Source organism: Nocardiopsis dassonvillei (assembly GCF_964273065.1).
Lineage (GTDB): Bacteria > Actinomycetota > Actinomycetes > Streptosporangiales > Streptosporangiaceae > Nocardiopsis > Nocardiopsis dassonvillei_B.
The window spans coordinates 5,692,300-5,705,364 of record NZ_OZ186815.1 but is presented as its reverse complement, the minus strand read 5'-3'; the positions used below and the strand labels follow the sequence as shown (position 1 = coordinate 5,705,364).

13 protein-coding genes are annotated in these 13,065 nt (G+C 71.9%); 2 read left to right on the top strand and 11 right to left on the bottom strand.

Features of this window, described 5'->3' with window-relative positions:
• Nucleotides 1-141: 141 nt before the first annotated feature.
• Nucleotides 142-414 (top strand): hypothetical protein, encoded by a 273-nt coding sequence (locus tag ACSUPR_RS25490; RefSeq protein WP_436887238.1) that lies wholly within the window; start codon nt 142-144, stop codon nt 412-414.
• A 258-nt stretch (nt 415-672) separates the two neighbouring features.
• Here ACSUPR_RS25490 and ACSUPR_RS25485 read toward each other — a convergent pair whose 3' ends face one another.
• The 10 genes from ACSUPR_RS25485 to uvrC all read right to left on the bottom strand — a co-directional run bounded on the left by ACSUPR_RS25485 (nt 673) and on the right by uvrC (nt 11,060).
• Nucleotides 673-996, bottom strand: a complete 324-nt coding sequence (locus tag ACSUPR_RS25485) for an RNA polymerase-binding protein RbpA (protein ID WP_245833406.1) — start codon at nt 994-996, stop codon at nt 673-675.
• A gap of 129 nt (nt 997-1,125) precedes the next feature.
• On the bottom strand, nt 1,126-1,362 hold the full coding sequence (gene secG / locus ACSUPR_RS25480) for a preprotein translocase subunit SecG (RefSeq protein WP_436887237.1): 237 nt from the start codon (nt 1,360-1,362) through the stop codon (nt 1,126-1,128).
• Between the two features lie 507 nt (nt 1,363-1,869).
• Complete coding sequence (gene tpiA, locus ACSUPR_RS25475; RefSeq protein WP_436887236.1) at nt 1,870-2,649, bottom strand: triose-phosphate isomerase; 780 nt, start codon at nt 2,647-2,649, stop codon at nt 1,870-1,872.
• Nucleotides 2,650-2,685: 36 nt separating this feature from the next.
• Entirely contained in the window at nt 2,686-3,870 is a 1,185-nt protein-coding gene (locus ACSUPR_RS25470; protein ID WP_436887235.1) for a phosphoglycerate kinase, read from the bottom strand.
• A gap of 145 nt (nt 3,871-4,015) precedes the next feature.
• The gene (gene gap / locus ACSUPR_RS25465) at nt 4,016-5,020 is read right to left on the bottom strand and encodes a type I glyceraldehyde-3-phosphate dehydrogenase (protein WP_436887234.1); all 1,005 of its coding nucleotides are present in this window, start codon (nt 5,018-5,020) and stop codon (nt 4,016-4,018) included.
• 329 nt (nt 5,021-5,349) lie between these two features.
• Nucleotides 5,350-6,330, bottom strand: coding sequence for a DNA-binding protein WhiA (whiA, locus tag ACSUPR_RS25460; RefSeq protein WP_075924862.1), 981 nt, complete (start codon nt 6,328-6,330; stop codon nt 5,350-5,352).
• A gap of 200 nt (nt 6,331-6,530) precedes the next feature.
• The gene (locus ACSUPR_RS25455) at nt 6,531-6,914 is read right to left on the bottom strand and encodes a DUF488 domain-containing protein (protein WP_436887233.1); all 384 of its coding nucleotides are present in this window, start codon (nt 6,912-6,914) and stop codon (nt 6,531-6,533) included.
• Nucleotides 6,915-6,952: 38 nt separating this feature from the next.
• Nucleotides 6,953-7,927, bottom strand: coding sequence for a gluconeogenesis factor YvcK family protein (locus ACSUPR_RS25450; protein WP_436887232.1), 975 nt, complete (start codon nt 7,925-7,927; stop codon nt 6,953-6,955).
• 218 nt (nt 7,928-8,145) lie between these two features.
• Entirely contained in the window at nt 8,146-9,030 is an 885-nt protein-coding gene (gene rapZ, locus ACSUPR_RS25445) for an RNase adapter RapZ (RefSeq protein ID WP_436887231.1), read from the bottom strand.
• Nucleotides 9,027-11,060: an excinuclease ABC subunit UvrC gene (uvrC, locus tag ACSUPR_RS25440; protein ID WP_436887230.1), complete on the bottom strand. Its 2,034-nt coding sequence runs from the start codon at nt 11,058-11,060 to the stop codon at nt 9,027-9,029. Before uvrC ends, rapZ begins: the two co-directional genes overlap by 4 nt.
• 187 nt (nt 11,061-11,247) lie before the next feature.
• On the opposite strand from uvrC, the gene ACSUPR_RS25435 reads away from it, so the two are divergent.
• Entirely contained in the window at nt 11,248-12,378 is a 1,131-nt protein-coding gene (locus ACSUPR_RS25435; RefSeq protein ID WP_436887229.1) for a mechanosensitive ion channel family protein, read from the top strand.
• 87 nt (nt 12,379-12,465) lie between these two features.
• Here ACSUPR_RS25435 and ACSUPR_RS25430 read toward each other — a convergent pair whose 3' ends face one another.
• Nucleotides 12,466-12,864, bottom strand: coding sequence for a Rieske (2Fe-2S) protein (locus ACSUPR_RS25430; protein WP_436892148.1), 399 nt, complete (start codon nt 12,862-12,864; stop codon nt 12,466-12,468).
• Between the last annotated feature and the right edge of the window lie 201 nt (nt 12,865-13,065).

Below are 13,065 nucleotides of genomic sequence, written 5' to 3'. Positions count from 1 at the left end.
CATTGTCCCCCTCGCCCACCGTACTCGGTGCGCCCGACATGCCCGCTTTTGCTGATATGTAGGCGGTTTGGTGCTGAACGGCCCGGAACGATGCGGCGAAATCCCGGGTGGGGAGAAGGACCGGCCGTTAGAGTCCGATCCATGAATCCCAACACGAGACCGGGCGTGAGCGAGTACGACACCGAACTGAGGGCCGGTGGCGAGGTCATCGTCCTGGACGGGATGGCCTACCAGGGGCGCACCGTCCTGGTGGAGGGCCCGGAGATGTTCGAGCCCCTGGAGCGCTGGGCCAAGGGGGTGGCCGAGGCGCTGGGCGAGCCGGTGACCTGGCGGGCCACGGACCGCAAGGGAGACCTCGCCGGACGCGGCACCGTCCAGCCGGGCCCGGCGGCTCAGAACCTGCGCGCGCTCTGAGCACCGCACTTGGCGCACTGGAACTTGCGGTCGTCGCCGAGAATCCAGTCGTGGTCCCCGCCGGTAGGGCATGCGGACATGGACACCAACTCCTTGGGAGGGGGCTGCGAGGGGTCTGCGCTGCTCACTGTACGTCCCACGCACCACACCAGTCCCGAGAATGAGGAAATTCCCCCTTCGCTCTCCTTTGCACCCCGAACGCCGACGGGGCCCGTCGCGCGAGCGACGGGCCCCGGGCAGGTTCGGATCGAGGGGGGCTCAGTTCCGGGCGGCACGCATGTGGGCCTCCACCGCGGCGCGGTCGGCGCGCAGCTTGGCCAGGGCCTCGTCCAGGATGAGCTTGCCCTCCTCGGCGCTGCGCCGCTCCTTCACGTACGCCAGGTGGGTCTTGTAGGGCTCGGTGCGCGGCGGCGACGGGGGGTTCGCCTTGTCCTTGCCCGCGGGGAACCCGCAGCGGGGGCAGTCCCACTCGTCGGGGACGAGCGCCTCACTGGCGAAACTCGGCACGACCTCGTGCAGGTTCGCGCAGTAGAACGGGACCCGGATACGGGGGGCGGCCTCGCCCCGCTCCGCCTCGCCCATAGGACCGGCTCCGACCCGGCTGCCACGGATGGCACTGCCACTACCCACGAAAAACTCCTTCGGCGAACACGCTCACCGGCGACTCTGGCGAGCTTGACTGTGGAGGGTGAGCACCCGCTGGACGGCGGGTCACATCCCCCGGTTGATCAGCAGGCCGAGGACGACGCCGGCGATGATCCAGACGACGGCGACGATGATGGTCATGCGGTCGAGGTTGCGCTCGACCACCGACGACCCACCGAGCGAGGATGTGACACCGCCGCCGAACATGTCGGAGAGGCCGCCGCCCTTGCCCTTGTGCAGCAGCACCAGGAGGACCAGCAGCACGCTGAGAAGCATCACGAAGATGGACAGACCGAGGATCACACGCTCACCCGTAGCTCGACCCCGCAGCGGGGGGATGGACACCTCGATCCCCTGGTTCCCTCCCGGCCCGCCGGTGCCGTCGAGGCGCCGGGCCGGTTCGGGGGGGAGGAGGAGATCGGGGACGATTTCGGATTTTACCGTGTCCTGAGTGACACGGGTGGGGAAACGGCGAGGGACGCAGGAACCCCACAGCGAAGTGTAGCCCGACCAGGGGACCCGTCGGGCGCCCCGCCCGTCACCGTTGCACAACGGAGTGCGACCGCCGTGCCCGCTCCGCGCCTCCGTTGCGCCCGCCCCTCCCCGCCCCGACGGACGTCCGCTGATCCCCCTCCCGGGCGGGGGCGCCTGGGAGGGGGACCTTCGACCCTCCGTGGACGCCCCCGTCCGCGGCCGCCCGCCGCGGACGGCCTGCGGCCGGGGGTCCTTCAGCGAGGACGTCCGCTCCGGGCCTCCGGAACCCGTGGGCGCCCTCGCCGCAGCTCGGGAGCGGGAGGGGTCCGGGAGGGGTCAGCCGTTCTCGGAGAACCGGATGATCTTGACGAACTCCTCGGCCTTCAGGCAGGCTCCGCCGACCAGGGCACCGTCCACGTCCTTCTCGGCCATGATGCCGGGGGCGTTGTCGCCCTTGACCGAACCGCCGTAGAGCACCCGCACCTTGTCGGCGACGTCGGCCGAGTACAGCTCGGCCAGCCGGCCGCGGATCGCCGAGCACACCTCCTGGGCGTCGGCCGGGGTGGCGACCTCGCCGGTGCCGATGGCCCACACCGGCTCGTAGGCGATCACGAGGCGCTCGGCCTGCTCGACCGGGATCTCCTTGAGGGCGCCGTCCACCTGGGACAGCACGTGCTCGACCTGGCCGCCGGCCTTGCGCACGTCCAGGCCCTCGCCCACGCACAGCAGCGGCACGATGTCGTTCTTGAAGGCGGCCTTGATCTTGGCGTTGACCAGCGCGTCGTCCTCGTTGTGGTACTCGCGGCGCTCGGAGTGGCCCACCAGGACGTAGGTGCAGTCCAGCTTGGCCAGCATGGAGCCGGAGATCTCACCGGTGTAGGCGCCCTTGTCGTGGGCGGAGATGTCCTGCGCCCCGTATCCGATGCGCAGCTTGTCGCCGTCCACCAGCGTCTGCACGCTGCGGATGTCGGTGAACGGGGGCAGGACGACGACCTCGGCGGCCTCGTAGTCCTTGTCCTCCAGCGAGAACGCCAGCTTCTGGACGAGCGCGATGGCCTCCAGGTGGTTGTTGTTCATCTTCCAGTTGCCCGCGATGAGCGGCAGCCGCTGGGTCATGTGGATCACTTCCTCGTGATGTCTCGGGGGTTCGCGTCAGCGCAGGGCGTCGATGCCGGGCAGGTCCTTGCCCTCCAGGTACTCCAGGCTGGCACCGCCGCCGGTGGAGATGTGGCCGAAGGCCGCCTCGTCGAAGCCGAGGGCGCGCACGGCCGCGGCCGAGTCGCCGCCGCCGACCACGGTGAAGGCGTCGGAGTCGATGAGGGCCTGGGCCAGGGCGCGGGTGCCCCCGGCGTAGGGCTCCATCTCGAACACGCCCATGGGGCCGTTCCAGAACACGGTCCGGGCGTCGGCGAGCTTCTCCGCGAACAGGGCGCGGCTGCGGGGGCCGATGTCCAGGCCCATGCGGTCGGCCGGGATCGCGTCCACGGCCACGTCGGCGTGCGGGGCGTCGGCGGCGAACTTCTCGGCCGCCACGACGTCCACCGGCAGGACGATCTCCACGCCCTCGCGCTCGGCCCGCTCCAGGTAGCCCCGGACGGTGTCGAGCTGGTCGGTCTCCAGCAGGCTGGCCCCGACCTCGTGGCCCTGGGCCTTGAGGAAGGTGAAGACCATGCCGCCGCCGATGAGGATGCGGTCGGCTGTGCCCAGGAGGTTGTCGATGACGCCGAGCTTGTCGGACACCTTGGAGCCGCCCAGGACCACGGCGTAGGGGCGCTGCGGGTCGGTGGTGAGCTTCTTGAGGACCTCGACCTCGGTCAGCACCAGGCCGCCCACGGCGTGCGGGAGCCGGCCGGGCAGGTCGTAGACGCTGGCGTGCCTGCGGTGCACAGCGCCGAACGCGTCGCCCACGTAGAGGTCCGCGAGCTGCGCGAACCGGTCGGCCAGCTCACCGCGCTCGGCGTCGTCCTTGCTGGTCTCGCCGGGCTCGAAGCGCACGTTCTCCAGCAGCGCCACCCCGCCGTCGGCCAGCCCGGCGCAGACGGCGCGGGCGGACTCGCCGGCGGTGTCGGCGGCGAACGCCACCTCGGTGCCGAGCAGCTCACCCAGGCGGGCGGCCACCGGGCGCAGGGAGTAGCGGGGGTCGGGGGCGCCCTTGGGGCGGCCCAGGTGGGCGGCGACGATGACGCGGGCGCCGCGCTCCCGGAGCGCGGTGATGGTCGGCAGGGCCGCACGGATGCGCCCGTCGTCGGTGATCCGGTCGCCGTCCAGGGGCACGTTCAGGTCGGCCCGGACGAACACGCGCTTGCCGGAGACGTCGAGGTCGTCGATCGTCCGCATGCTGGTCTCCTCGTGACGAATATCGGGTCTTGCCGCCCCTGCTCGCAGGGGTCGGAGGGGGGCGCTCACGACGGCACCCCTCCGCGCGCTGTGCGGGCGGAGGGGTGCCGTGTCACGCGCCGGGAGGCCGCGGGGGCCGGGCGCCCTACAGGCCGGAGCCGACCAGCTTGGCCAGGTCGACCAGGCGGTTGGAGTAGCCCCACTCGTTGTCGTACCAGCCGACGATCTTGACCTGCTTGCCGAAGGCCATGGTCAGGCTGGAGTCGAAGGTGCAGGAGGGCGAGGTGCCGACGATGTCGGAGGAGACGATGGCGTCCTCGGTGTAGACCAGCACGTCCTTGAGCGGGCCGTCGGCCGCGGCCTTGAACGCGGCGTTGACCTCTTCCTTGGTGACCTCGCGGCCCAGGGTGACGACGAGGTCGGTGACGGAGCCGTCCGGCACCGGGACACGCATGGCCATGCCGTCCAGCTTGCCCTTGAGCTCGGGGATGACCAGGGCGGTGGCCTTGGCGGCACCGGTGGTGGTCGGGATGATGTTCTGCGCGGCGGCGCGGGCGCGGCGCAGGTCCGAGTGCGGGAAGTCCAGGATGACCTGGTCGTTGGTGTACGCGTGCACGGTGGTCATCAGGCCCTGCTCGATGCCGAAGGCGTCCAGCAGCACCTTCGCCATCGGCGCCACGCAGTTGGTGGTGCAGGAGGCGTTGGAGATGACGTGGTGGGCGTCCGCGTCGTACTTGTCGTCGTTGACGCCCATGACGACGGTGATGTCCTCGCCCTTGGCCGGGGCGGAGATGATGACCTTCTTGGCGCCGGCGGCCAGGTGCTTCTTGGCGTCCTCGGCCTTGGTGAAGCGGCCGGTCGACTCGATGACGACGTCGACGTTCAGCTCGCCCCAGGGCAGCTCGGCCGGGTCGCGCTGGGCCAGGACCTTGATGTTCTTGTCGCCGACGCGGATGAAGTCCTCGCCCACCTCGACGTCGCCCTCGAGGGTGCCGAGCACGGTGTCGTACTTGAGCAGGTGCGCGAGCGTCTTGGTGTCGGTGAGGTCGTTGACCGCCACGATTTCGATGTCGCTGCCGCCGGCGGCGACCGCGCGCCAGAAATTGCGGCCGATCCGACCGAAGCCGTTGACGCCTACACGGATGGTCACGGAACCAATCCCCTCATATATCGCACTTCATTTACACCCGGCATTGCGACCGGTTCTCGCCAGGACCGCGGTGTACACCGCACGGGCGGCTGTGAACAGGTGTTACGCCGCATCGGGTGTTCACAAAGAGCCTAGCGGAGGACGTGCGGGGGTCGGTTGCCGACCCATGCCCACCGTGCTCCGAACGGCTCGTGGATTCGCGACCATCCTGACACCGCAAAGCGAAGAGGTCTATACCATTTGCCGAAGTTATCGGCGAGTTCTCGCAGTTAACAAAGCCGAACATCGGTGTTACGCGCGCGTCGCGGCCCCGGACGCGCAGCCCCAGGTCAGGGCACCAGCATGTCCGGAGTGAGGTTCGCCTCGGTCCCCTCGATTCCCAGATCGGCCGCCCGCTTGTCCGCCATGGCCAGCAGCCTGCGGATGCGCCCGGCGATGGCGTCCTTGGTCAGCGGGGGCACCGACAGCTGGCCCAGCTCCTCCAGCGACGCCTGCTTGTGGGCCAGCCGCAGCTTGCCCGCCGCCACCAGGTGCTCGGGGGCGTCCTCGCCCAGGATCTCCAGCGCCCGCTCCACCCGCGCACCGGCCGCCACCGCCGCCCGCGCACTGCGCCGCAGGTTCGCGTCGTCGAAGTTCGCCAGCCGGTTCGCGGTCGCCCGCACCTCCCGGCGCATCCGGCGCTCCTCCCACGCCAGCACGCTCTGGTGGGCGCCCAGCAGGGTCAGCAGCGCCCCGATGGAGTCGCCGTCGCGCACCACCACCCGGTCCACCCCGCGCACCTCGCGCGCCTTGGCGTGCACCTTCAGCCGCCGCGCCGCGCCCACCAGCGCCAGCGCCGCCTCCGGCCCCGGGCAGGTCACCTCCAGCGACATCGACCGGCCCGGCTCCGTCAGCGAACCGTGCGCGATGAACGCGCCCCGCCACGCCGACTCCGCGTCGCAGGCCCCGCCCGCCACCACGTGCCGCGGCAGTCCGCGCACCGGGCGGCCGTTGTTGTCGACCAGCCCCGTCTGCCGGGCCAGCGACTCGCCGTCCTTGATCACCCGCACCACGTACCGGTTGCCCTTGCGCAGGCCGCTCGGGGAGAGCACGACCACCTCGGACTCGTGCCCGAACACCTCGGAGATGTCCTTGCGCAGGCGGCGCGCGGCGGCACCCGTGTCCAGCTCGGCCTCGATCACGATCCGGCCGCCCACCAGGTGGAGTCCGCCGGTGAACCGCAGGATGGTGGACACCTCCGCTTTGCGGCAGCATGGCTTGAGAATGGCCAGACGGCTCAGTTCATCCTTCACCACGCCGGTCATCGCCATCGCTGCGATCCTCCCCTTGAAACGACCTTGACCGGTGCCGCGCACCCGGGCACCGGTGGCGCCGCCGCGGCCCCGCCACGAGCGACTTTCTTCGAGGCAGACTACGTTACGAGACGCTCGGTGCCGACCCTGGGACCGCGTGTTGCCGACGTCCCGAGACCTCCTCGGACGCGGGTCACGGCGTTCGTGCCGGTGTGCGGTCAATTGCCCCCGACCTGCGCCGACAGCAGCTCCAGCAGGTGGTCGCGCAACACCACCGCCTGGTTGTGCTCCTCGTCGCGGGCCGAGTACAGCAGCGTCACCGGACCGCGGCGCGCAGCCTCCAGGATCGGCTCCAGCGCCTGCCGGCGCCCGGCCAGCTCCGCCCGGTAGCGGCGGGCGAACTCCTCGAACCTCTGCGGGTCGTGGCCGAACCAGGAGCGCAGCTCCGTGCCGGGGGCCGCCTCCTTGATCCAGGGGACGCCCTCCAGCGCGCTCTTGCGGACCCCGCGCGGCCACAGCCGGTCCACCAGGAACAGCGCACCCGGCGGCGGATCCCCGCGCACCTCGTCGTAGACCCGCTCCACTCTGATGTCGTAGCCCATGGCGCCGGTCTTCCCCCGGTTCCGCCCGGGGGAACCCGTCAGTCGTTCAGGACCCTCTCCAGGGCCCGCGCCAGCAGCTCGGGGTCGTGCCGGGGGCTGCCGTCGCCCATCGCCAGGTCGGCCAGCTCCAGCCGGCCGCCCAGGTCCCGCGCGGCCGCCGCCAGGGGCTCGGGCTCCTCCACCATCCCCCGGTCGGCCAGCACCACGTCCACGCCCAGCTTGGGCGCGTGCTCGCGCAGCACCTCCAGGTACGTCTCGGGCCGGAAGTCGTCGGTCTCCCCCCTCTGGGGGGACAGGTTGAGCGCCACCAGCCTCCTGGCCCGCGTGGTCACCAGGGCGTGCGCCAGGTCCGGCACCAGCAGGTGCGGCAGCACGCTGGTGAACCACGACCCCGGGCCGAACACCACCCAGTCCGCCTCCCGGACCGCCTTGACCGCCTGCGGCCCCGCCGGGGGCTCCTCCGGGATCAGCGAGATCGACCGCACCCGGCCGCCCGTGCTCGCACAGGCCACCTGGCCCCGGATCGTGGTCACCTCGTCGGGGTGCGCGGGGTCGGCGCCCACCACCTCCGCGGAGATGTCCAGCGGCACCGACGACATCGGCAGGACCCGGCCGTGCGCGCCCAGCAGCTGCCCCACCCAGTCCAGTCCCGCCACCGAGTCGCCCAGCAGCTCCCACAGCGCCACGATGAGCAGGTTGCCCACGGCGTGGCCGTGCAGCTCCCCCTCCGAGCGGAACCGGTGCTGGAGCACCTGGCTCCAGGTGTGCCCCCACTCGTCGTCACCGCACAGGGCGGCCAGCGCCATCCGCAGGTCCCCCGGCGGCAGCACCCCGAGCTCGCGGCGCAGCCGACCGCTGGACCCGCCGTCGTCGGCGACCGTCACCACGGCGGTGACGTCGGTGGTCACCCGCCGCAGGGCCGACAGGGAGGCGTACAGGCCGTGCCCGCCCCCCAACGCGACCACCCGGGGCGGACGCGGTCCGTCCCCGTCCGGTGCGGTGCTCTTCGCCATGGTCGTGGCCTGCCCCTCGTACCCGTGTGCAGCGGCGGGCCGCACCGCCGAGCACGGCGGGTGCGCCCGACGCCCCCGAACCGCCGGAGCCCCCGCCCCACGGGGTATCGGCACCGACGGTGACCGAGTCAATGTAAGGGAAGACGGCCCGCTTGGCGATTCGGTTCACCCGACCCGGCGGGGCGGGCGCGGCCGGGCCGCGCCCGGGCCCGGGCACCTCACTCCCGGCCCACGTCCCGGTGCACCACGTGGACCTCCACCCCCTGGGCCCGCAGCCGCTCCGCGAACTGCTCGGCCATGGCCACGCTGCGGTGCTTGCCGCCCGTACAGCCCACCGCCAGCGTCATGTAGTGCTTGCCCTCGCGCTGGTAGCCCTCGATGGTGAGCTTGAGGACCTCGCTGTAGGCCTCCAGCATCTCCTTGGCCCCGTCCTGGGACAGCACGTAGTCGCGCACCGGCTCGTCGCGGCCGTTCATCGGCCGCAGCTCCGGGATCCAGTGGGGGTTGGGCAGGAAGCGGCAGTCCAGCACCAGGTCGGCGTCGACCGGCAGCCCGTGCTTGAAGCCGAAGGAGACCACGTTGGCGCGCGGGCGCGCCTCGTCGCTCTCCCCGAAGAACCCGATCACCCGCGCCTTGAGCTGGTGGACGTTGAGCTGGGAGGTGTCGATGACCAGGTCGGCCTCGCCGCGGATCGCGCGCAGGGTCTCGCGCTCGCGGGCGATGCCGTCGGTCAGCCTGCCGTCCCCCTGCAGCGGGTGGGGCCTGCGCACGCCCTCGAACCGGCGCACCAGCGCGTCGTCGCCCGCCTCCAGGTACAGCACCCGCGCCGTGATGTCGCGCTTGCGCAGCTCCTCCACCGTGGACAGCAGGTCCTCGGTGAACGCCAGCGACCGCACGTCCACGACCACCGCGACCCGCGGCACCGCGCCGTGGGTGCGCCCCGCCAGCTCGATCATCGTCGGCAGCAGGCCCGGCGGCAGGTTGTCCACCACGAACCAGTCCAGGTCCTCCAGGGCCCTGGCCGCCGTACTCCGGCCCGCACCGGACATCCCGGTGACGATGACCACCTCGGGCGGCAGCTCCCCGCCCAGTTCGACCGTCATGTGTCTCCTCCCCCGTCAATGCTGTTCGGTACCGGTGCCCCGTCGGTCTCCCGTGCCGAAGGGCCCCCGGACAGGTGCTCGTGCACGGACTCGGCCAGCTTGGGGCCGATGCCCGGCACCGCGGCGATCTCCTCGGCCGTGGCCGCCGCCAGCCGCTTGACCGACCCGAACGCCTTGATCAGGGCGGTGCGGCGGGCCGGGCCCAGGCCGGGCAGCTCGTCCAGGGCGCTCCCGGTGAGCGCCCTGGCCCGCTTCTGGCGGTGGTAGGCGATGGCGAAGCGGTGCGCCTCGTCGCGCACCCGCTGCAGCAGGTACAGGCCCTCGCTGGTGCGGGGCAGGATGACCGGGTCCTCGTCGTCGGGCAACCACACCTCCTCCAGGCGCTTGGCCAGGCCGCACACGGCGATGTCGTCGATGCCCAGCTCGTCCAGGGCACGGCGCGCGGCCTGGGCCTGGGGGCGCGCCCCGTCCACCACCACCAGGTTAGGGGGGTAGGCGAACTTCCCGGGTTTCGCCTCGTCGTCGATCGGGTGACCGTCCCGCGCCGCGGAGTCCCCGCCGGTCCCACCCATCCGGGCGACCTCGCCGCTGCGCGCGCTCTCCTCCAGGTAGCGGCGGAACCGGCGCCTGACCACCTCGTACATGGCCGCGACATCGTCCTGCCCGGCGCCGCCCTCACCGCTGCCGCGCACCGAGAAGCGCCGGTACTCCGACTTGCGGGCCAGCCCGTCCTCGAACACGACCATGGACGCCACCACGTGCTCGCCCTGGAGGTTGGAGATGTCGAAGCACTCGATGCGCAGCGGGGCCTCCCCCAGTTCCAGTGCCTCCTGGAGCTCGTTGAGGGCGCGGCTGCGCGTGCTCAGGTCCCCGGCCCGGTGGGTCTTGTGCCGGGCCAGCGCCTCCCGGGCGTTCTTCTCCACGGTCTCCATCAGCGCGCGCTTGTCCCCGCGCTGCGGGACCCTCAGGTCCACGTTGGCGCCCCGGTGCCCGGCCAGCCAGCCGGCCACCGCCCCCGGGTCGGCCGGCTCGTGGGAGACCAGCACCTCGCGCGGCACCGAGGTGCCGGTCCCCTCGTTCTCCCGGGCGCCCTCGGTGGAGCCGTAGAGCTGGCCCAGGAACGTCGCCATGAGCTCGGCGGGCCCGGCGTCGTCCACCCGGTCGACCACGTAGCCGCGCTGGCCGCGGATACGGCCGCCGCGCACGTAGAAGATCTGCACGGCCGCCTCCAGCTGGTCCTCGGCCAGGGCGATCACGTCGCAGTCGGTGGAGTCGGGCAGCACCACCGCCTGCTTCTCCAGTGCGGCGCGCAGGGCCTCGATGTCGTCGCGCAGCCGGGCCGCGCGCTCGTACTCCATCTCCTGGGCCGCCTCCTTCATCTCGCCCTCCAGCCGGCGGATGAACCGGCCGGTGTCCCCGGCCAGGAAGGAGCAGAAGTCGTCGGCCAGGGCGCGGTGGCCCTCCGGGGAGATCTTTCCGGTGCACGGCGCCGAGCACTTGCCGATGTAGCCCAGCAGGCAGGGGCGGCCGCTGGTGCGGGCCCCCCGGAACACCCCGGCGGAGCAGGTGCGCACGGGGAACACCCGCAGCAGCAGGTCGACGGTCTCGCGGATCGCCCAGGCGTGCGAGTACGGGCCGAAGTAGCGCACCCCCTTGCGCCTGGCGCCCCGCATCACCTGCACCCGCGGGAACTCCTCGTCGAGGGTCACCGCCAGGTAGGGGTAGCTCTTGTCGTCCCGGTACCTGACGTTGAACCGGGGGTCGTACTCCTTGATCCAGGAGTACTCCAGCTGGAGCGCCTCCACCTCGGTGCCCACGATCGTCCAGTCGACGTCGGCGGCGGTGGAGACCATCTGCTGGGTGCGCGGGTGCAGTCCGGCGAAGTCGCGGAAGTACGACGACAGCCGCGAGCGCAGGTTCTTGGCCTTGCCGACGTAGATGACCCGGCCCGACCCGTCCCGGAACCGGTAGACCCCCGGGGAGGTCGGGATGGAACCGGGCGCGGGACGCAGGTGAGGTGTCGCAGGCATACCCCCATTCTGGTGGGTGCCGGTGACATCCGGCCACTCGTGTCCCCGCCCACCCCGGACGGTGGTCGCAGGCACGCCCCGACCACCACGATCAGGTCGCCCGAACGTCACGAAAGGGTATCCGCATGCTCTAGGTTGGGCGGGTACACGACCCTTTCCGACATGAACGACAAGGGGGCCTTGCGCCGTGGACCTCGACGGATATTGGGCCTGGATCGTCCTCGGCATCGCCGTGGCCATCTCCGTGGCCCTGGTGTTCGCCGCGCGCTGGGTGCTCAAGCACAAGCTCGCCAAGGTGTGGAGCATCGCCAACCACCTCGTGCTCAGGACCCGGTACTCCGGGTACGCGGCCGGTGCCGTGGTGGGCGCCAACCTCGGGCTGCCCAGTGTCTCCGACGTGGGCTGGGACACCTACGGCACCCTGCGGCACGCGATGGTGATCCTGATGATCGGGTCGCTGACCGCCCTGGGCATCAGCCTCGCCTACGCCGTCACCGACACCATCCTGGCCCGCCTGTCCCACGCCAACGGAGACGCCGACCGCAAGGCCCGCCGCCTGCAGACCCAGATGCGGCTGCTGCGCCGGGTCATCACCTCCGTCATCGTGGTCCTGGCGATCTCCGCGATCCTGTTCACCTTCCCGCAGGTACAGGCGCTGGGGGCCGGGCTGCTGGCCTCGGCGGGCATCATCGGCATCGTCGCCGGTGTGGCCGCCCAGTCCACCCTGGGCAACCTGTTCGCCGGCCTGCAGCTGGCGTTCAGCGACGCCCTGCGCATCGGCGACGTCGTCGTGGTCGAGGGCGAGTGGGGCCGGGTCGAGGAGCTGACCCTGGTCAACGTCACCATCAAGATCTGGGACGAGCGCCGCCTCGTGGTCCCGGTCGCGAACTTCACCACGACCAGCTTCGAGAACTGGACCAAGCAGGGCACGGCGATCACCGCCAAGGTGATGATGCCGCTGGACTGGGAGGTGCCGATCGCCGAGCTGCGCGAGGAGGCGGGCCGCCTCATCACCTCCAGCGACAACTGGGACGGCCGCAGCTGGTCCTGCCAGGTGGTGGACATCACCGAGAACGGCGAGGTGATGGTGCGCGTCGTGGCCACCGCCGCCGACACCGGCGCCCAGTGGAACATCGCCTGCGAGATCCGCGAGCACCTCATCGGCTGGCTGGTCGAGCACTACCCGCAGTCGCTGCCGCGCAACCGCACCGAGGTGGTGGCCGCGGAGGAGGAGATGCTGACCCGGGCCGCCGTCGCCTCGGCAGCCCGGCGCGCCGAGCACAACGGCCGCCGCGAGGACGAGGCCGGGGAGTCCTGACCCCCGCCGCGCACGCGAGCGCCCCGGGACCGTCGCGGTCCCGGGGCGCTGTGCGTACGGGGGCTCCCGGGCGGAGGCCCGGCGGAGTCAGTCCAGGATGATGTCGGTGCCCTCGATGGTGAGCGAGAACTCCTCCAGCGCCTCCTGCGCCGGGCCCACCACGACCTCGCCCGTGGTGTAGTCGAACTCGCTGCCGTGGCACAGGCAGCGGATGACCCCGCCCTCCACCTCCTGGACGGTGCAGCCGCCGTGGGTGCAGGAGGCGGCGAAGGCCCGGTAGTCACCGCTCTCGGGCTGGGTGACGACCAGCTTGCTGTGGCTGAAGACGGTGCCGCCGCCCTCGGGGACGTCGGTGGTCTGCCCGATCACGTGGCCCCGCCGGACGTCCTGCGGCTTGGGGGGCTCCCCGCCGCAGGCGCTCACCGCGGTGACGGCACCGGCGGCGGCGACCGCCCCGGCCGTCCCGAGCAGGCGACGCCTGCTCACCCCGCACCCGCACGACTTCTCGACCGACACGACCGCTCCTCACCTGCACGTCCAAACCTACGACGCACTGTAGTAGGCGCTGCGGAGTGCTTCGTTCCGGGTCCCGGGAAAGCCCGGTCCGCTCCGCGCCCCCAAACCCGGGGCCCGGGGGCGGCGGTCCCGGCCTGCCGCCCGGCGGCCGTTCTCCCGCACCGGACCGGG

Coding starts and splice junctions, on each gene's coding strand:
- uvrC (WP_436887230.1), bottom strand. CDS start 11,060: ATGCCTGCGACACCTCACCTGCGTCCCGCGCCCGGTTCCATCCCGACC.
- ACSUPR_RS25490 (WP_436887238.1), top strand. CDS start 142: ATGAATCCCAACACGAGACCGGGCGTGAGCGAGTACGACACCGAACTG.
- ACSUPR_RS25450 (WP_436887232.1), bottom strand. CDS start 7,927: ATGGCGAAGAGCACCGCACCGGACGGGGACGGACCGCGTCCGCCCCGG.
- tpiA (WP_436887236.1), bottom strand. CDS start 2,649: ATGACCCAGCGGCTGCCGCTCATCGCGGGCAACTGGAAGATGAACAAC.
- rapZ (WP_436887231.1), bottom strand. CDS start 9,030: ATGACGGTCGAACTGGGCGGGGAGCTGCCGCCCGAGGTGGTCATCGTC.
- ACSUPR_RS25485 (WP_245833406.1), bottom strand. CDS start 996: ATGGGCGAGGCGGAGCGGGGCGAGGCCGCCCCCCGTATCCGGGTCCCG.
- ACSUPR_RS25455 (WP_436887233.1), bottom strand. CDS start 6,914: ATGGGCTACGACATCAGAGTGGAGCGGGTCTACGACGAGGTGCGCGGG.
- ACSUPR_RS25470 (WP_436887235.1), bottom strand. CDS start 3,870: ATGCGGACGATCGACGACCTCGACGTCTCCGGCAAGCGCGTGTTCGTC.
- whiA (WP_075924862.1), bottom strand. CDS start 6,330: ATGGCGATGACCGGCGTGGTGAAGGATGAACTGAGCCGTCTGGCCATT.